The organism is Actinokineospora globicatena (genome assembly GCF_024171945.1).
In the GTDB taxonomy this organism is placed as follows: Bacteria; Actinomycetota; Actinomycetes; order Mycobacteriales; family Pseudonocardiaceae; genus Actinokineospora; species Actinokineospora globicatena.
The window spans coordinates 888,218-907,734 of sequence record NZ_JAMTCR010000003.1 but is presented as its reverse complement, the minus strand read 5'-3'; the positions used below and the strand labels follow the sequence as shown (position 1 = coordinate 907,734).

The window sequence follows — 19,517 nt, the reverse complement described above, 5'->3', positions numbered from 1 at the left end:
TCGGCGTGTCTCCTGCTGTCCTGGTGCGTCCCCGTCCCGTCCACCAGGGGGCGGATCTTCTGGCCGCTTACCTGCCCGGGTCGTTCTACTACTCCTCGGCGCACGGCTCGCTGCTCGCCGATGGCGTGCACGCCTCCGTCGAAGCTGATGGTGGTGATCACGCCCGAGCCGCGGCCGCGGCGCTGGCATCAGCGGTCCGGGCAGGTTTCGACGACCCCGTGGTGGTGGGCGCCATCGGCTTCCGCCCGGATGATCCGGCCAGCCTGGTCGTGCCCGCCCTCGTCCGCCGGGCCCGCGCACCTGCTGGCGACGGTCCCACCGCAACGGCGGCGGTACCCGCTTGGACGGTCACCCCCCGACCGGAACCGGCGCGCTACACCGACGCCGTGCGCCGCGCGCTGGAGCTGATCGACGGTGGCGAGTTGGACAAAGTCGTGCTGGGGCGGTGCCTCGACCTGCTCGCCGACACCCCGGTCGCGGTGCCCGCGCTGCTCGCCCGGCTGGTGCGCGCCGACCCCGCGGCGCACGCCTTCGCCGTCGACGTCAGCGCGCCCGGCGATCCCGCGCTGCGGACGCTGGTCGGGGCCAGCCCAGAGCTGCTGGTGTCACGGCGCGGCACCGAGGTGGTCGCCAACCCGCTGGCCGGGTCGGCGCCAAGGGTGTCCGAAGAAGCGGAGAACCGCAGGCGCCGGGCCGCCCTGCTGGCCTCGACCAAGGACCGGGCCGAGCACGCGCACGTCGCGGCCCAGGTCGCGCGGGTGCTCGGCCGGTTCTGCCGCGAGCTGGACGTGCCCGCCGAACCCGCCGTGATCGGCACGCCGACCATGTGGCACCTCTCGACCCGGATCACCGGCCGGATCGCCGATCCAGCCGACCCCGGCACCTCGGCGCTGGCGCTGGCACAGGCGCTGCACCCGACGCCCGCGGTGTGCGGGGTGCCCGTCGACCGCGCGCGCGACGCGATCGCCGCCCTGGAGCCGCTCGACCGCGGCTACTTCACCGGGCTGGTCGGTTGGACCGACCTGCACGGCGACGGCGAGTGGGTGGTCACCATCCGCTGCGCGGAGGTCTGCGACGCGACGGTGCGCTTGTTCGCGGGCGCCGGGATCGTCGCTGGCTCGAACCCCGACGCGGAGCTGGCCGAGACCGGCGCGAAGTTCCGCACCCTGCTGCGGGCACTCGGCACGCGGGAGCGGTGATGACCCTCGACCACAGCCCGTGGCCCCAGGACGTCGCCGCCCGCTACCGCGCCGCGGGCCACTGGCGCGGGCAGACCTTCGGCGCACTGCTCACCGAGCTGGCCGAGGCGCACGCGCCCCGCACGGCCGTGGTGGGGGAGCGGCACGGTGTCACCAGCCGCTGGGACTACGCCGAACTCGACCGACGCGCCCACCGGATCGCGGCAGGCCTGGCCGAGGCCGGGATCCGCGCGGGCCAGCGGGTGGTCGTGCAGGTGCCGAACGTGCCCGAGTTCGTCCCGGTGCTGTTCGGGCTGTGGCGCGTCGGCGCCTGGCCGGTGTTCGCTCTGCCCGCCCACCGGTACACCGAGCTGCGCCACTTCGCCGAGCAGAGCGAGGCCGCCGCGATCCTCACCGTTGACGCGCACGAGCGGTACGACCACGCGGCCCTCGCGCACGCCGTGGCGGCCGAGGTGCCCTCGGTGCGCCAGGTGCACGTGGTCGGGTCGACCGAGTTCGACGAGCTGTCCGCGACCACACCGCGCGAGCTGCCCGAACCCGACCCATCGGGCGTGGCGTTCCTGCAGCTCTCCGGCGGCAGCACCGGGCTGCCGAAGCTGATCCCGCGCACCCATGACGACTACCTCTACAGCGCCCGCGAGAGCGCCCGCATCTGCGCGCTGCGCCCGGACAGCGTGTACCTGGCCGCCCTGCCCGCCGCGCACAACTTCCCGTTGAGCTCGCCCGGTGTCCTGGGTGCGCTGCACGTGGGGGCCAAGGTCGTGCTCTGCCCGCGCCCGGACGCCGACACCGCGTTCCGGCTCATCGACCGCGAGGGCGTGACGATCACCGGGGTCGTGCCGCCGCTGGCCGCCTCGTGGGTGCAGGCGGCCGCCCGCACCGAGCACGACCTGTCCACCCTGGAGGTCCTGCTCGTCGGCGGGGCCAAGTGCGGCCGCGAGCTGGCCGAACGGATCGGGCCTGCGCTGGGTGTGCGGTTGCAGCAGGTGTTCGGCATGGCCGAGGGACTGGTCTGCTACACCCGCCTCGACGACCCGGACGACCTCGTGCTGGGCACCCAGGGACGCCCGATCTCCCCGGACGACGAGGTGCGCGTGGTCGACCCGGAGAACCCGTCGGCGGGCTCCGACGACCTCGTGCCGCCGGGGGAGACCGGGGCGCTGCTGACCCGCGGCCCGTACACGATCCGCGGCTACTACCGCGCGCCCGAGCACAACTCCCGAGCGTTCACCCCGGACGGCTTCTACCGCACCGGGGACCTGGTGCGGCGCGGCCCGACCGGGCACCTGGAGGTCGTCGGCCGGGCCAAGGAGCAGATCAACCGGGGCGGGGAGAAGGTCGCCGCGGAAGAGGTCGAGGACCACCTCATGGCCCACCCCGACGTGCTCGACGCCGCGGTGGTCGCGGTGCCCGACGAGTACCTCGGCGAGCGGACCTGCGCCTTCGTCGTGCCCGTGGCGGGTGCGGCTCCCACCGGGCCCGGTCTGCGCCGGTTCATCCGCGCGCGCGGCGTCGCCGCGTTCAAGGTTCCCGACCTCGTGCAGGTCGTCGCGGAGTTCCCGGTGACCGGTGTCGGCAAGACCAGCAAACGTGACCTGCGGGCGGCCCTGGCCGCCCTCGTGAGGAAGGCGTGACCGTGTCCCTGCCCAAGATCGCCACCTACCGGCTGCCCACGGCGGCCGAACTGCCCGCGGGTCGGGTCGACTGGCGGCCCGACCCGACCCGGGCGGCGCTGTTGGTGCACGACGCGCAGCGCTACTTCCTCGCTCCTTTCGCGGGCGCGCCCATCCCGCGGGTCGTCGCCAACATCGCGGCCCTGCTCGACACGGCGCGGGACGCGGGGATCCCGGTGTTCTACACCGCCCAGCCGGGCCGCCAGAGCACCGAGGACCGCGGCCTGCTCACCGAGTTCTGGGGCGCGGGCATCGGCGCGGTCATCGACGACGACCCGCGCGCCGCGGACGTCGTCGCCGAACTCGCCCCGAGGGCAGGCGACACGGTGCTGGACAAGTGGCGCTACAGCGCGTTCCAGCGCACCCGGCTGACCGAGTTGCTCGCCGCCGCCCGCCGCGACCAACTGCTGATCACCGGGGTCTACGCCCACATCGGCTGCCAGGCCACCGCCGTGGAGGCGTTCATGTCCGACCTGCGGCCGATCCTGGTCTGCGACGCCGTCGCCGACTTCTCCCGCGAGCACCACGACCGGGCCTGCGCCTACGTCGCGCAGTGCTGCGGCGCCGTGATCACCACCGCCGACGCGCTGGCCGCGCTGGCCGCGCCGGTCTCGGCGGGGGCCCGCCGGTGAACGCCCCCGCGCCGGGCCACGCCCTGACCGCGGACCGCCTGCGGGCCGACATCGCCGAGGTCCTCGGCTGCGCACCGGAGGAGGTGACCCCGGACGCCGACCTGCTCGACCTGGGCCTGGACTCCATGCGCACCATGGCCCTGGTCGAGCGCTGGCGGGCGGCGGGTGCGCCCGCGGTGGAGTTCGCCGACCTCGCCGAGGAGCCTCGACTGGACCACTGGACCCGACTCGTCACCGGGGCGGACTCGTGACCCGGGTCGACCACCGGCACCGCCACCGCGAGCGGATCGCCGAGGTCCGCGCGGGCACCACGGCGGAGAAGGTCGGCTACCCGATTCGCGTGCGCGCCGCGACGGTGGTGCGCACGGCCATGGTCGGGTCCGGCCTGCTGCGGGTCACCCTCGGCGGCGTCGGGACCGCCGGGTTCGAAGCGCACGCGCCCGACGAGCACGTCAAGGTGCTGTTCCCGGACCCGGACGGCACGCTGCGGCTGCCGGAGCCCAACGGCGACGTGCTGCGGTGGCCCAAGCCGTCGCTGACCTCCCGCGAGTACACGGTGCGCCGCTACGACCCGGCCACCGGCGAGCTCGACCTCGACATCGCCCTGCACGAGGGCGGGCTGGGCAGCGATTGGGCGCGCGCGGTCGAACCCGGCGCGGTGGTGCACGTGGCGGGCCCGCCCGGTGGGTTGATCGTCCCGCACCGCTACGACCGCTACCTGCTCGCGGGCGACCTGACCGCGCTGCCCGCCATCGCCCGCTGGCTCGAGGAACTGCCCCGCACCGCGCGCGGCTGGGCGTTCATCGAGGTCGCGGACACGAGCGAGCACATCGACCTGCGCAACCCCGGGGGTGTGGAGGTGCGCTGGCTGCACCGCGACGGCGCCGAGCCTGGCGGCCCCGGCCCGCTCGACCGCGCCGTGCGGGAGGTCCGCGTCCCCGACGGCGAGCGGGTCTACGTCTGGATCGCGGGCGAGGCGGGCTCGATCAAGCCGCTGCGCCGCTGGGTCCGCGACGAGCTGGGCCTGGACAGGACCGCCCACGACATCACCGGCTACTGGAAGCGAGGCGTCGCCGATTTCGACGACGAGCACGACCACGAGTGATCCGCACGACCAACCGCCTGTCCACTCAAGATCAACCTGTTGAGGGAATCACCCATGCCCGTGCCCAGACTCGCCCGCGCCGTCGGTGCGCTCGTGCTCGCCGCGGGCCTGACCGCCGGGTGTGGCTCCGGCTCCGACGAACCCTCCGCACCCACGGGCGCCACCCGGGTCTTCACCGCCGACAACGGCGACATCACCATCCCGGCCGCGCCGAAGCGGGTCATCGCCACCGGGTACGCCGTCCCGGCCCTGCTGGAGGCGGGCGCACCGCTCGTCGGCATCTCCACCTGGCGGCGGGGGCTGCCGATGATGACCCCGCAGACCCGCGCCGCGTACGACACACTGGCCAAGGTGGCGGGTGAGTCCGCCGCGGAGACCAACTACGAGGCGATCGCCCAGGCCGAGCCCGACCTGATCGTGATCGGCGTGCCCAAGCCGGTGCTGGCCGACATCGAACTCGAACGGCTGCGGGCGATCGCGCCCGTCGTCGCGCTGGGACCCTCGCTGCCATCGGGGTGGCGGGAACTCTCGCGCAGGCAGGCCGACGCGGCGGGCGCGCTGGCCACCTTCGACACCGTGCGCGACGCCTACCGGAACAAGACCAGGGGGATAGCCGCCAAGTACGCCGGGGTCCTGCCCCGGCTGAGGTGCGCGCACCTGGGCGCTTACGGCGAGATCGCCAACGGCAACTTCCAACGCGAGTTCAACGGCTCCTGGGGCACCAACGTCGCCCAGGACCTGGGCGCTGACTACTACGGCCAGGTCAAGGTGAAGGGCGGCGGCTCCAAGGAGGTCAGCGAGTACCCCTCGATCGAGGAGTTGCCCTCCGCTTTCGGCGAGGCCGAGGTGATCACCTACACGATCGCCGCCGACGGCTCCACGCCCGGGGGTGTGCGGTACGTGCTCGACTCGCCACTGTGGAAGGGGCTGTCCGCGGTCAAGGCGGGCAGGGTCTACCCGCTGCGCTACACCGAGGCCACGACGTACGGCTCGGCGATGGCCACCGCCGACGCGGTCGACAAAGCGCTCGAACCGCTGCTGAACTCGTGACCACCGTCCACACCGCGCCCGCGCGCAGCCGGTCGGGCGCGCGCACGGCGTGGTTCGTCGTAGCGATCGGGGCGCTGGCCGCGGTGGCGGTGGCCAGCGTCGGCGTCGGCGCACACGCCATCGCCCCCGCGGACGTGCTGCGGGCGTTGTTCACCCCGACGGGCACCAGCGACGACATCGTTGTGCGGCACATCCGCGCGCCGCGGGCGCTGCTCGCCGTCGGTGTGGGCGCCGCCCTGGGGGTGGCGGGCGTGCTGGTTCAGGTGATCTCGCGAAACGCGCTGGCCGAGCCGGGGGTCCTCGGGGTCACCACCGGCGCCGGGTTCGCCATCACCGTCGGGTCCGCGGCGGGGTTCACCGCCCCCGCCGCCGGGGAGCTCGCGCTGGCGGTGGTCGGGGCGGTGCTGGCGACGGCGGTCGTCTACGCGGTGGGCCGGGGCTCGCCGCTGCGGCTGGTGCTCACCGGGGTCGCGCTGAGCTCAGTGCTGTCCGGGGTGTCGCTGGGGATGCGGCTGCTGCTGCCCGACGTCTTCGACGAGTACCGGTTCTGGTCGGTGGGTTCGCTGGCCGGGCGCGAGCAGGCGCCGCTGCTGGTGCCGCTGCTGGTCATCGGCGCCGCGCTGGTGGGGTCCGTGCTGCTGAGCAGGCAGCTCAACGCCGTGGCGCTGGGCGAGACCATGGCGCGCAGCCTCGGATCGAACGTGGCCGGGGTCCGGCTTGGCGCGCTGGTGCTGATCACCGTGCTGGCCGGGTCGGCGACCGCGATCGCCGGGCCGATCCTGTTCGTGGGGTTGATCGTGCCGCACCTGGCCCGGCGTGTGGCGGGCGGCTCGGTGCCGTGGCTGGTCGCCCACGCCGCGGTGCTCGGCCCGATCCTGCTGCTGACCTCCGACGTCGGGTCGCGGGTGCTGCTGCCGACCGGTGAGGTGCCGGTGGCTGTCGTGACCGCGTTCCTCGGCGGGCCGGTGCTGATCTGGGCCGTCCGCCGCTACGGGGCGGCGCCGTTGTGAGCGCCGTCGTCCTGCGCCGCGGTCGCTTCTCGGTCCGCGTCGAGCGCCGCACCCTGGTCTTCGCCGCCGTCGCGGGGCTCGTCGTCGTCGGTCTTGCGCTGCTCGGCCTGTGCTACGGCGCGGTGTGGGCGAGCCCGGCCAAGGTTTTCGCCGCGCTGAGCGGCGACTCCGGCGTGGTGATCCGCCAGTGGCGCCTGCCCAGGGTGCTCGCCGGTGCGCTCTTCGGCGCCGCCCTCGGCGCGGCGGGCGCGATCTTCCAGGGCATCACCGGCAACCCGCTGGGCAGTCCGGAGGTCATCGGCCTCGACGCGGGCGCCTACACCGGGGCGCTGGTCGCGCTCACCGTGCTCAACGGGACTTCGACGCAGCTCGTCACAGGGTCCGTGCTGGGTGGCCTGGGGGCCGCGACCGCGGTCTACCTGCTCTCGCGCTCCGGCGGGCTGTCCGGGCTGCGGCTGGTGGTGATCGGCATCTCGGTCAACGCCATGCTGACCGCGGTCAACTCCTGGATCGTGCTGCGCGCCGAGCTGGAGATCGCCATCGCCGCCGTCGGCTGGAGCGCGGGTTCGCTCAACGGGCTCGGGTGGGACGACGTGCGCATCCCCTTCGCCGTCCTCGGCGTCCTGCTGGTGGTGCTGGCGTCGCGCTCGCGGGCTGCGCGGCAGGCGGGTCTCGGCCGGGAGGTCGCGGTCACCACGGGGGTAGGGCTGGAGCGGCTGCGGTTGCAGCTGGTGCTCATCGGCGTGGGCTGCACCGCCACTGTCACCGCGGTGGCCGGGCCGATCGCGTTCATCGCGCTGTCCGCCCCGCAGATCGGCAGGCGGTTGGCGGGCGCGCCCGGGGTGCCGATGCTGCCTGCCGCGTTGACCGGCGCGGTGCTGCTGCTGGTCACCGACCTGCTCGCCCAGGTGCTGCTCGCCCCGGTTCCGCTGCCCGCGGGTGTGGTCAGCACCGCCGTCGGCGGCTCCTACCTGATCTGGTTGCTCGCCAGGAAGGTCGGGAGCAGGTGACCGCCCGCTTGACCGTGGCGCGGCCTCACCCGCGCCACGGTGACCGGGCGGTCCGCACCCGGTTGTCCCCGGAGGTGCCCGACGGCGCCTTCACCCGCGTCGTCGGCCCGAACGCCTGCGGCGAGTCGATGTCGCTCGGCGCGTTCGCGCGGCCGCTTCCCGCACCCCGACACCCGACCTCCAGGAGAACGCGTTGAGCACAGCCCACGCCCGCGCCGGTGCCCAGTTCGAGTCCGACGCGCCGGGCGCTCCCGAGACGACCTGGGAGTTGACCCGTGCCCAGCGCGGTATCTGGGACGCGCAGCGCTTGGAGCCGGACTCGCCGTACTACGTGGTCGGCGACGTGCTGGAGATCAGCGGCGGCGAACCGGTGGAGGTCGAGGCGTTGCGCGCGGCGATCCGCGCGACCACCGAGGAGGCGGACAGCCTGCGGTTGCGCGTGTTCACCACCCCGGATGGGCCGCGCCAAGTGCTGTCCGCCGAGCCCGTGCCGCTCCCCGAGGTGGTCGACCTGCGGAGCGCTCCGGACCCGGTGGCCGCCGCGCACGCGCTGGTCGACCGCGAACGCCGCCGGGTCGCCGAGGCGTGCCGGGAGATGGTGGACCGCCCGCTGTTCTCCCACACGGTGCTGCGCCTGACCGAACGGGAAGTGTGGTTCACGCAGTTGGGCCACCACTTGGTGTTCGACGGCTACACCGCGGCCATGCTGGCCCGCCGCACCGCCGCCCACTACTCGGCCCTGGTGCGCACGAGCCTGCCCGCCCCCTCACCGTTCGGCCGGTTCGCCGACGTGGTCGCCGCCGACCGCGCCTACCTCGCAGGCGAGCGGGCCGAACAAGACCGGGCATATTGGCGCGCGCGGTTCACGCCGCTGCCCGACCTCGACGACGAGACCGGGGGAACCGGGCTCCCCGAACGCACGGTCACCGCTCGTGCCGTGGTGCCCGCGAGCGACCTCGAGCGGCTGCGTGAGGTCGCCGGGAGCGTGGGCGCGACGTGGGGCGAGGCGCTCATCGCCTGCTACGCCGCGTTCCTGCACAGGGTGCTCGGCCGCGACGACGTGGTGTTCGCGCTGCCGTTGATGTGCCGGTTCGGTCCGGCGTTGCGCACCCCGGCCATGGCGGTGAACGTGCTGCCCCTGCGGGTCGCGGTGTCCGGCGGCGACGGGTTGTCCGAGTTGACCGAGCGGGTGGCCGCGGCGATGCGGGAGATGCGCGCGCACCAGCGCTACCGCGGCGAGGACCTGCCCCGCGACCTGGCCGTGCCAGGCGCGGGTGCACTGCTGCACGGGCGGGGGATCAACCTCAAGGCGTTCGACCTCGCGATCGACTTCGCCGGGTCGACCGGGACCATGCGCAACGTCGCTGGTGGGCCGCCGGAGGACATGGGGCTGAGCGTGCTACCCACCGCTGACGGCGGTCTGCTGCTGGGCTTCGAGGTCGACGCCCGCACCCACGACCAGCAGGGCGTCGACCGCAGGCTCGACTCGTTGCGCGCGCTCATCCACGGCCTCACCGGGCCGGACGCGCCCGCGATCGGCCGGGTCGACCTGGTCGGGCCCGATGCCCGCGCGGCCCTGCTCGACGCTTGGCGCACCGAGGCCGCCCCGGGTGTGCCGCGCGACGTGCCCGGCCTGCTGGCCGGACTGCTGACTGACCACTGCGGGCAGACGGTGCTGGTGTGCGGGGCGCGGCGCCTGACCGTCGAGGAGTTGGTGTCCGGGGTGCGCAGGCTGGCGCGCGCCCTTCGGGCGCGCGGTGTCGGCGCGGACGACGTGGTCGCGCTACCGATGACCCGTTCGGCCGACCTGGTCGTCGCCCTGCTGGCGGTGCTCGAGTCGGGTGCCGCCTTCCTCCCGCTCGACGTCGCGCACCCGCCGCCGCGGCTGCGCGCGACAATCGTCGAGGCGGGCGCGGTGCTCGCGCTCGCCGAGGCGGCCACCGTCGACGCGGTGCCGCCGGAGGTGCCGCGGCTGGTGCTCGACGCACCGGAGATCCGCGCGGAACTGGCCGGGCTCAACGATCTCCCACTGTCCACCGAGGAACTATCGGCGCCGCGACACCCCGATCACCTCGCCTACGTCATCTTCACCTCCGGCTCCACCGGAACCCCCAAGGGTGTGCTGGGGCGCGTCGGTGGCCTGGCCTCGCTCGTGCACCACCACCGGGCCACCACGGTGGCCGAGGCCGTCGGTGCGGCGGGGCGGCGGTTGCGCGCCGCGCACACCTACTCGTTCGCCTTCGACTCCGCGCTCGATCAACTGATGTGGTTGTTGTGCGGGCACGAACTGCACGTCTACGACGCCGAGACGGCGCGCGACGCGACCGCGCTGCTCGCCGCGCTGGCGCGCGACGGCATCGACGTGGTCGACACCACGCCGTCGATGGCCGCTCCACTGGTGGACGCGGGCCTGCTCGACGGCCCCGGTCGACCGTCGCTGCTCATCCTCGGCGGCGAGGCCGCGCCGCCCGCGCTGTGGCGGCGGGTCGCCGGGTCCGGGGTCGCCGCGCGCAACCTCTACGGCCCGACCGAGGCCACTGTGGACAGTGTGGGGGCCCGGGTCGACGACGGGGAGCCGGTGATCGGGTTCCCGGTCCCCGGGACTCGCGTCTACCTGCTGGACAACGCGTTGCGCGTGGTGCCGCCGGGCAGTGCCGGGGAGCTGTACCTGGCTGGCCCGCACTTGGCGCGCGGCTACCTCGACCGACCCGGGGCCACCGCCGAGCGGTTCCTGGCCGACCCGTTCGGAGCCCCCGGCGACCGGATGTACCGCACCGGGGACCTGGCCCGCTGGGTCCCCGGCCGGGGGCTGGCGTACCTCGGCCGCCGCGACGGGCAGGTCAAGGTCCGGGGGCACCGCGTCGAACTCGGCGAGGTCGAGGCCGCGCTGGGTGCGCTGCCGGGGGTGGGCGCCGCGGCTGCCGCCGTGCGCACCGACACCGGCACGCCGCGCCTCGTGGGCTACGTCGTCCCCGCCGCGCGGACCACCCCCGACCCGGGGGACGAGCTCAGCCCGGACGAGATCCGCGCGGCGTTGGCGCGGCGGGTGCCGGACCACCTGGTGCCCACGGCCGTGGTCGTGCTGGACGAATTGCCCTTGACCACCAACGGCAAGCTCGACCGCGCCGCCCTGCCCGCCCCCCGTGCCACCGGCGGCGGCCGCGCCCCGGTCACGGAACGGGAGCGGCTGCTCTGCGCCGCCGTCGCCGGGGTGGTCGGGCTGGAGCGGGTCAGCCCGGACGACGACTTCTTCGCCGTCGGCGGCGACAGCATCACCGCGATCAGCGTCAGCAGCCGGTTGCGCGCGCACGGCCTGGACCTGCGTCCCCGCGACCTGCTCGGCCGCGGCAGCTTCGCCGCCCTGGCCGCCGCCGGGCGCGAGCTCGACCAGGTGCGGGTGGCCGAGGTCGACGAGCCGACCGGGCCGGTGCCCGCGCCGCCCATCGTGCGCGCCCTGCTCGACCCGCACCCCGACCACGCGTCGATCGCGGGATACGCCCAGTGGACATCGGTGCGCGTCGACGGCCTCCTGACCCCGCGGGCCCTCACCCGCGGTGTCCGCGCGCTGGTCGACCACCACGACGCCCTGCGCCTGCGGGTCTCGCCATCCGGTGAGCTGGTCGTGGCCCCGCCGGGGACCGAGGGGCACCCGGTCGTCGAGTCCGCGGGGGACGACCCGGCGGCCGTGGCGGGTGAACTGGCCACCGCGCTGGACCCGGCCGCGGGCGAGCCGGTGCGGGTGGCGCTGCTGCGCACACCGCCGGGCGCCCCGGACGAGGTGGTGATCGTGATCCACCACCTCGCCGTCGACGGCGTGTCCTGGCGGGTGCTGCTCCCGGACCTGCGCGCGGCCTGCGCGGGCGAGCCCCTCCCGCCCGTCGGCACCTCGTGGCGCGCGCACGCGCTGCGGCTCGCCGAGCAGGGCGCCACAGGCGCCCGCCGGGCGGAGGTCGACCACTGGCGCGCCGCTCGCGACGACTTCCGCCTCGGTGCCCGCCCGCTGGACCAGTCCCTCGACACCACGGCCACCGCCCACCGCGTCACCACCGTCGCCTCGCCCGAGGCGAGCGCCGCCGTCCTCACCGGACTGACCACCGCCTACCGCGCGGGTTCCGACGAGGTGCTGCTGGCCGCGCTCGTCCTCGCGCTGCGGCTGTGGAGCGGCGACGAGCGCGACGCGGTGACCGTCACCGTGGAGGGTCACGGCCGCGACCAGGCGGGGCTCGACCTCGCGCGCACGGTTGGCTGGTTCACCGCCGAACACCCGTTGTGTCTGCCCGCAGACGCCGTGCGCTCCTCGGCGGACCTGGCGGACGCGCTCGCCGGCGGTGCGGTCGCGGGGCGGTTGGTGCGCGCGGTCAAGGAGGCCAAGCGCGCGGTCCCCGACAACGGCGTCGGCTACGGCGTGCTGCGCCACCTCGACCCCGTGACCAGGGCGGAGTTCGCCGCGACCCCGCCGCCGGACGTGGTGCTCAACTACCTCGGCCGGTTCGCCCCGGTGACCGGGGGTGGGTGGCGGTTGCCCGACGACGACCCGTTCGCCGTGATCGAGCCTCCGGCCAAGGCGCTGGAGCAGGTGCTCGCGCTCAACTGCTTCGTCCGGGAGGGTGTCCGGCCGCGCATCGCCGTGGAGTGGACCGCGGCCGGGCTGGTCCTCACCCCGCACGTGCTCGCCGGGGTGTGCGCCGCCTGGGAGCGGGCGCTCGGCGCCCTCGCCGCGCACGCCGAGCGCCTCGGCCCCGAAGGCGGCGGACTCACCCCGTCCGACCTGCCGCTTGTCGACCTCGACCAGGACGCCGTCGACGAGTTGGAGCGGGGCGGCCGGGTGCTCGACGTCCTGCCCGCCACGCCGCTGCAGGTCGGCCTGGCCTTCCACACCCAGGTGCGTGGCGAGCAGGACACCGACGTCTACGTCGTGCAGGCGGTTACCCTGTTGCGCGGTGCCCTCGACCCCGACCGGATGCGCTCGGCGACCGCTGAGCTGCTGCGCAGGCACCCCGCGCTGCGCGTCCACCTGCACACCACCGCGGGCGGAGAGGTCGTGCAGGTCGTCCCCGCCGAGGTCACCCTCGACTGGCGGCGGATCGATCTGTCCGGACACGCACCTGCCGAGCGCGCTCGACTCTTGGCCGAGCACTGCCGCGTGGACCTGGAGCGGCCCTTCGACCCCGCGGTGGCGCCGCTGGTGCGCTTCCTGCTGTGCGCGCTCGGCCCCGAGGAGCACCGCCTGGTCATCACCAACCACCACGCGCTGCTCGACGGCTGGTCGATGCCGCTGGTGGGGCGCACCCTGCTGGCGACCTACGCCGAGTTCGGCGGCGGGCCCGCGGCGCCGACGAGTCCGTCTCCGAGCGAGTACCACCGCCTGATGGCCGGTCGCGACCACGCCGCCGGTCTGGTGGCCTGGCAGGCGGCGCTGGCCGGTATCGACGCGGGCACGCGGCTGGCCCCGGCCACCGCGGTGTCCACCGTGGCCCGTCCGGGGCGGGTGACCGTCGAACTGGGCGTGGAGTTCAGCGAGCGGGTGCGGGCCTTCGCCCGCGAGCACGGCGTCACCACCACCACGCTGTTCCAGACCGCGTGGGGAGTGCTGCTCGGCAGGCTCACCGGGCGCGACGACGTGCTGTTCGGCTGCCCGGTCTCCGGCAGGCCCGCCGAACTCGACGGGGTCGAACGCGTCATCGGCCAGCTCGGCAACACCATCGCGGTACGCGTGCGCGCCGGAGCGGCCGAGACCGCCGCGGCCGTCCTCGCGCGGGTGCAGTCCGAGAGCATCGCCATGGCTGAGCACCACCACGTCGGGCTGCCGCAGGTGCAGCGCGCGGCCGGAGTGGGCGAGCTGTTCGACACCATGCTGGTGATGGAGAACTTCCCCCTCTCCAGCAGGCACCGCACGGCGCTCGCCCCCGGCCTCGACCTGGTGGGCGTCGACATCACCGACGCGACGCACTACCCGCTGACCGTGATCGTGATCCCCGGGGACGACATCGTCGTCGGTCTCGGCTACCAGCCGCGGGTCTTCGACGAGGACACCGCGCGGCGCTACGGCCGTTGGCTGCGCACCCTGCTCGACGAGATCATCACCGACCCGGACCGCCCTGTCGCCCGGTTGCGCGTCCTCGACGCCGCCGAGCACCGCGCGATGCTGGAGCTGGGGGAGGGGCCGGAGCCGAGCAGGCAGGTGGGCGGTTGCCTGGCGGAGTTCGGCCGGTGGGTGCGCCAGAGGCCCGATGCCGAGGCCGTCGTGTGCCGTGACCGCGTCCTGTCCTACGCCGAACTCGACCGCCGCGCCAACCGCCTAGCCCACGCCCTGCGCGCGCGGGGCGTGCGCCCGCAGGACCCGGTGGCGGTGCTGCTCGACCGGGACGTGGAGATGGTGGTGGCGCTGTTCGGCGTGTTCAAGGCGGGCGCGGTGCACGTGCCGATGGATCCGACCTACCCGGTCGAGCGCCTGCGGTTCATGGTCGAGGACATCGCCCCCACCGCGGTGATCGCCACCCCCGGCTCGCGGGCCATCCCGGTCGCCGCCCCGGTGGTCGACCCAACCGCCCTCTTCGGACCGTCCACTTGGGACGCCGACCCGGTCGAGGCCCGCCGCGACATCACCGACGACTCGATCGCCTACGTCATCTACACCTCCGGTACCACGGGCAGGCCCAAGGGTGTCGCCATCCCGCACCGCGGCCTGCCCAGCCTCGTCACCCTGCAGGAGGACATCGTCGGGATCGGCGAGCGCGAGCGCTACCTGCACTTCGCCTCGACCAGCTTCGACGTCGCGTTCTGGCAGTTCATGCTGCCGCTGCTCTCCGGCGGCACCTCGGTCATCGCGCCCGAGGAAGCGCGGGTGCCCGGCGACGAGTTGCTCGACTACATCGTCGAGCACCGGGTGACCGGGGTGAACCTGCTGCCGTCGTTCGTCGCGGCGATGCCCGGCGGCGGTGCCGTCGACCGCGAGGTGTTCGTCATGATCGGCGCCGAGCGGCTCGACCCCGAGCTGGCCCACCGCTGGGGTGACCGCCGCGCGCTGTTCAACGCCTACGGCCCCACCGAGGTCACCATCAACTCCGTCACGTGGCGCTACCGGCCCGACGACCCGGGGCCGCTGCCGATCGGCAGGCCCGACCCGCAGGTGCGCGCCTACGTCCTCGACGCCGGACTGCTGCCGGTGGGCATCGGGGTGGCGGGCGAGCTGTACCTGGCCGGACCCAAACTCGCCCGGGGCTACGTCAACCGCGCCGGGCTGACCGCCGAGCGGTTCGTCGCCGACCCCTTCGGGCCCGCGGGCGAGCGCATGTACCGCACCGGCGACCTGGTGCGCTGGCGCCCGGACGGGCAACTGGTGTTCCTGGGGCGGACCGACCACCAGGTGAAGGTGCGCGGGTTCCGCATCGAACTCGCCGAGATCGAGAACGTGCTCAGCAAGCACGCCGAGGTGCGCGCCTGCGCGGTGGTCGTTCGGGCGGGGAGGCTGGTCGGCTACGTCCTGCCCGCCGACGGCACCCGCCCCGACCCGGCGTCGCTGCGCGCGCACCTCGGCGCCGACCTGCCCGACCACATGGTGCCCGCGGCCTTCGTCGTCGTCGACCACCTGCCCCTGGGACCCACCGGCAAACTCGACCGCGACGCCCTGCCCGACCCCGCCCCGCACACCTCGGCCGAGGACCGGGAACCGGCCACCCAGGCCGAGGCCACCCTGCTGGCGGTGGTGCGCGAGGTGCTCGGCGACGTGCGCCTCGACGACTCCTTCCTCGACGTCGGCGGCGACAGCATCGTCTCCCTGCGGCTGGTGTCGCGGGCACGCCGCGCCGGGCTCGTGCTCACCGCCCGCGACGTGTTCGACGGCGGCACGATCGCGGGCATCGCCGCCCGCTGCGGCGCTCCGGAGTCCACACAGGACAGCCCGGCGGTCGGCGACGCCCCGCTCACCCCGATCATGCGCGACCTGCTGCGGCGCGGACCCGCGGACTCGTTCTGCCAGTGGGTGCAGGTGTGCGTGCCACCCGGCGACACCGCGGGGTGGTGCCGGGTCCTCGATGCCGTCCTCGCCCGGCACGACGCGCTGCGCGCCCGCCTGGCCGATACCCCGGACGGGCCGGTGCTGCGCATCCCCGAGGTGGGTTCCGTGACCGGGTCGGACGTCCTCACCTCGGTGGCCGCCGCCGGTGATCCGGGTGCGCTCGCCCAAGAGCACGTCGACCGGGTCCGCGCCGCGATGGACCCGCGCACCGGGCCGCTGCTGCGCGCGGTGTGGCTCGACGCGGGACCGACCCGCCTGGGCAGGCTCGTCCTCATCGCCCACCACCTCGTGGTCGACGCCGTGTCGTGGCGCGTCCTGCTCGACGACATCGCGCAGGCCCACGCGGGCGCCGCCCTCCCCCGCCACGGCATGTCCCTGCTGGGCTGGGCGCGGGCACTGCGCGACGCCGCGCCCGCGCGACAGGACGAACGCCCGCACTGGCACCGCGTCGCCGCCGCCCCGCCCGCCCCGCTGCCCGCCATCGACCCGGCCCGCGACACCGCCGCGACCGCCCGCCACCACCACATCCGCGTCGACCCGACCACCACCCGCGCGGCGATCAGCACCCTGCCCGCCGCGTACCGCACCACCCCGGACACCGTGCTGCTCACCGCTCTCGCCCGCGCGGTCGCCGCCTGGCGCGGCACCGCGCCCGACCTGCTCGTCGCGCTCGAGGGCCACGGCCGCCCCGCGCACCTGCCGGACTTCTCCGGACCGGTGGACCTGTCCCAGGCGGTGGGCTGGTTCACCGCCGTGCACCCGGCCCGGATCACCCCGCCCGCCTGCACCGCATCCGCCCTGCGCGCTGTTCGCGAACACCTGCGCGCCGCCGGTGACGGCCTCGGCCACGGGATCCTGGGTGGCGATGTGGCGCGCCCGCCCGAGGTCGGCTGGAACTACCTCGGGCGCTTCCCCGCCGCGCCCAGGGAGGAGATCGCCTGGCAGTCCCCGCCGGAGGCGGACCCACTCGGCTCCGGCGGCGAGGACTTGCCGTTGCCGCACCCGCTCATGGTGAACGCCCTGCTCCGCGACGACGGTCACGGCGAGTGCCTGGGTGTCCGCTTCACCTGGCCCGCCGCCTTGTTCACCCCCGGGGATATCGCCGAGCTCGGGCAGTGCTTCACCCACGAACTCGCCGAACTCACCGCCGACCTGCCCGGCGGCGACCTGCTCCCGCTGACGCCGCTGCAGGAGCTCATGCTCGACCAAGCGCGTGCGGGCGCGGACCCCTACGCCGTCCAGGCCGTCTTCACCCTCGACGGCGACCTCGACCTTGTTGCCCTGCGCGCCGCGGGCGCGGGCTTGCTGGCCCGCAACCCCAACCTGGGCGCGGTGTTCCCGCACGGCCACGCCGTCCAGGTCATCCCCACCCGGCCCGCGCCCCGCTTCGGCACCCGGGAGGTCGACGACGCCGACCGGGACCGCGTGCTGGCGGAGGACCTGGCCGAACCGTTCGACCTGGCCTCGGGGCCGCCCTTCCGGCTCACCGCGCTGCGCCGCGGACCTGGTCGCCACGACCTCGTGCTGACCAGCCACCACCTGCTGTCCGACGGTTGGTCGGCGCCGCGGATCCTGACCGAGCTGTTCGCCATCTACAGCGGGACCGAACTGCCCGAGCCCACCCCGTTCTCCCACCACACCCGATGGCTCGCCGCCCGTGACCACGCCGCGGACCTGCGCGCTTGGCGGCGCGAACTGGTCGACCTGCCCGAGGGCGACCACGTGCTGCGCGGCAGGCCCGCCCTGGTCGCCGCGGCCGATCCGGTCCTGTTCACCGTGCCTGCCCCGGTCGTCGCGGCCCTCTCCGCTGCGGGCGCGGAACGGGGGCTCACCCCCAACACCGTGCTGCAAGGCGGTTGGGCGGCGGTCCTCGCCGCGCGCTCGGGCCGTCGCGACGTCGTGTTCGGCACCATGGTGGCCTGCCGGACACCCGAGGTGGCTGGGGTGGAGGACATCATCGGGCTGCTGGCCAACACCGTCCCGGTCCGCGTCCGGCTCACCGCGACCCTCGCCGAGGCGCTGGCCGACGCGCAGTCGCGCCAGCACACCCTGGTGGAGCACCAGCACATCGGTGTCCCCGAACTCAGCGCGATCACCGGTCGTGAGCGGTTGTTCGACACCCTCCTCGTGTTCGAGAACTACCCGGTCGACCCCAGCAGGCTGCGCGAGCCCGCTCCCGGGCTGGTCGTCACCGGCACCCGGTTCCGCGAACGCACCCACCACCCGCTCACCCTCACCGTCGTCCCCACCGGCGCGGGTTGGGCGGGTGTGCTCTCGCCCCAGGCCGGGATCTTCGACCCCGGCGAGGTCGAAGCCGTCGCAGCCGACCTCGTGCGCGTGCTGCGCGCGCTACCGACCCTGCTCGACCAGGATGTCGACCGGTTGCTGGGGGAGCTCGCATGAGCACCGGCGCGGCGCGCCCCGCCGTCGACCTGGCCCTGTGGCGGACCGCGTTCGTCCTGGTGCTGGGCACCTTCATGGCGACCATCGACACCACCATCGTCTCGGTGGCCATGGACGTGCTGGTCGACCGGTTCGCCGTCGCGGTCACCGACATCCACTGGGTCAGCACCGCGTACCTGCTGGCTGTCGTCGCGGCGGTCCCGGCATCGGGCTGGCTGGCCGACCGGTTCGGGGGCAGGCGCGCCTGGACGGCCTCGATCGCGGTGTTCCTGCTGGCCTCCCTGCTCTGCGCCCTGGCCTGGTCGCTGCCCAGCCTCATCGCCTTCCGCGTGCTGCAGGGCGTGGCGGGCGGGCTGCTTCCGCCGCTGGGCCAAGCCCTGCTGGCCCGCGCCGCGGGACCGGACCGCATCGGCCGGGTGATCAGCGTGGTCGCCGTGGTCCCCCTGCTGTCCCCGGTCCTGGGCCCGCTCGCGGGCGGCGCCATCCTCGGCGCGACCTCGTGGCCCTGGCTTTTCTGCGTCAACATCCCCGTCGGTGCGGTCGCCCTGCTGCTCGGGCACCGATGTGTCCCCGCCGGGGCGCGGGCAGAGCGCGGCACGCCGTTCGACCTGCGCGGCGCCGCCCTGCTCTCGCCCGGACTGGCCGTGCTCGTCTACGGGCTGACCGGGTTGGGCCACACCGCGTCGGCTCCGCTCAGCGTGGCCGCGATCGCACTGGGCGCGGCGATGCTCGTGGCCTTCGTCGTGCACGGCCTGCGCACCCGGGGCGTGCCCCTGATCGACCCGCGCCTGTTCACCCGCCCGCCGTTCGGTGCGGCGGCGATGGCGCTGGTAACCCTGGGCGCCTCGGTGTTCGGCACCATGTTCCTGCTCCCGCTGTACCTGCAGCGAGCAGCCGGGCAGACGGCGTGGGAGACCGGTCTCCTGCTCGCACCCCAGGGCATCGGCGCCGCCGCCGGTTCCCTCTGGGTCAGCGGGGTCGTGCACCGCCTCGCGCCCCGCACACTCGTGCTGAGCGGCATCGTCCTGGTGGCCCTGGGCACGGTCGTGTTCACCCAACTGGCCCGTGACGTGCCCGACGCGCTCATCGCCGGGTCGCTGCTGGTTCGAGGGCTGGGCGCGGCGATGATCGGCGCTCCTGTCATGACCCTGGCCTACCGCGCCGTCGCACCCAGCGGGCTCCCGCGTGCGGCGGGGGCCCTGAGCCTGCTCAACACCCTCGGCGGCTCTGTGGGCACCGCGGTCATTGCCGTCGTCCTGCACGCCCGGTTCACCGTTCGCGGACCCGACGCCGCCGCGGCGTTCGCCGACACCTTCTGGTTGGTGCTCGCCTTGGCGGTCCTAGCCGCGGTGGCAGCCACCCGGCTACCGCGCCCACGACAACGAGACCAGGCCGGTCCGCCGCCTGCCTGACCGATT

11 protein-coding genes are annotated in these 19,517 nt (G+C 74.8%); all 11 read left to right on the top strand.

Annotation, left to right across the window (positions count from 1 at the left end):
• Positions 1-5 precede the first annotated feature (5 nt).
• The 11 genes from LV79_RS17450 (at position 6) to LV79_RS17400 (ending at position 19,511) form a co-directional block, all read left to right on the top strand.
• Positions 6-1,199 carry an isochorismate synthase gene (locus LV79_RS17450; protein WP_253838011.1) on the top strand — a complete coding sequence of 398 codons (1,194 nt, stop codon included), beginning with the start codon at positions 6-8 and terminating at the stop codon, positions 1,197-1,199.
• Positions 1,199-2,833, top strand: a complete 1,635-nt coding sequence (locus LV79_RS17445) for a (2,3-dihydroxybenzoyl)adenylate synthase (protein WP_253838009.1) — start codon at positions 1,199-1,201, stop codon at positions 2,831-2,833. The genes LV79_RS17450 and LV79_RS17445 overlap by 1 nt, the downstream gene beginning before the upstream one ends.
• Positions 2,830-3,504 (top strand): isochorismatase family protein, encoded by a 675-nt coding sequence (locus tag LV79_RS17440; RefSeq protein ID WP_253838006.1) that lies wholly within the window; start codon positions 2,830-2,832, stop codon positions 3,502-3,504. Before LV79_RS17445 ends, LV79_RS17440 begins: the two co-directional genes overlap by 4 nt.
• On the top strand, positions 3,501-3,755 hold the full coding sequence (locus LV79_RS17435; protein WP_253838004.1) for a phosphopantetheine-binding protein: 255 nt from the start codon (positions 3,501-3,503) through the stop codon (positions 3,753-3,755). The genes LV79_RS17440 and LV79_RS17435 overlap by 4 nt, the downstream gene beginning before the upstream one ends.
• Positions 3,752-4,609 carry a siderophore-interacting protein gene (locus LV79_RS17430; RefSeq protein ID WP_253838002.1) on the top strand — a complete coding sequence of 286 codons (858 nt, stop codon included), beginning with the start codon at positions 3,752-3,754 and terminating at the stop codon, positions 4,607-4,609. Before LV79_RS17435 ends, LV79_RS17430 begins: the two co-directional genes overlap by 4 nt.
• A gap of 54 nt (positions 4,610-4,663) precedes the next feature.
• Complete coding sequence (locus tag LV79_RS17425; protein ID WP_253838001.1) at positions 4,664-5,659, top strand: ABC transporter substrate-binding protein; 996 nt, start codon at positions 4,664-4,666, stop codon at positions 5,657-5,659.
• A gap of 65 nt (positions 5,660-5,724) precedes the next feature.
• Complete coding sequence (locus LV79_RS17420; protein WP_253838549.1) at positions 5,725-6,669, top strand: FecCD family ABC transporter permease; 945 nt, start codon at positions 5,725-5,727, stop codon at positions 6,667-6,669.
• Complete coding sequence (locus tag LV79_RS17415) at positions 6,666-7,679, top strand: FecCD family ABC transporter permease (RefSeq protein WP_253838000.1); 1,014 nt, start codon at positions 6,666-6,668, stop codon at positions 7,677-7,679. The genes LV79_RS17420 and LV79_RS17415 overlap by 4 nt, the downstream gene beginning before the upstream one ends.
• Positions 7,676-7,876, top strand: coding sequence for a hypothetical protein (locus tag LV79_RS17410; protein WP_301321381.1), 201 nt, complete (start codon positions 7,676-7,678; stop codon positions 7,874-7,876). Before LV79_RS17415 ends, LV79_RS17410 begins: the two co-directional genes overlap by 4 nt.
• On the top strand, positions 7,873-18,099 hold the full coding sequence (locus tag LV79_RS17405) for a non-ribosomal peptide synthetase (RefSeq protein WP_253837999.1): 10,227 nt from the start codon (positions 7,873-7,875) through the stop codon (positions 18,097-18,099). The genes LV79_RS17410 and LV79_RS17405 overlap by 4 nt, the downstream gene beginning before the upstream one ends.
• Positions 18,096-19,511, top strand: a complete 1,416-nt coding sequence (locus LV79_RS17400) for a DHA2 family efflux MFS transporter permease subunit (RefSeq protein ID WP_253837998.1) — start codon at positions 18,096-18,098, stop codon at positions 19,509-19,511. The genes LV79_RS17405 and LV79_RS17400 overlap by 4 nt, the downstream gene beginning before the upstream one ends.
• The last annotated feature ends 6 nt before the right edge of the window (positions 19,512-19,517 follow it).

What these genes read in the sequence shown, in the direction of transcription:
- LV79_RS17445 (WP_253838009.1), top strand. Translation starts at nt 1,199, where the DNA reads ATGACCCTCGACCACAGCCCGTGGCCCCAGGACGTCGCCGCCCGCTAC.
- LV79_RS17425 (WP_253838001.1), top strand. Translation starts at nt 4,664, where the DNA reads ATGCCCGTGCCCAGACTCGCCCGCGCCGTCGGTGCGCTCGTGCTCGCC.
- LV79_RS17400 (WP_253837998.1), top strand. Translation starts at nt 18,096, where the DNA reads ATGAGCACCGGCGCGGCGCGCCCCGCCGTCGACCTGGCCCTGTGGCGG.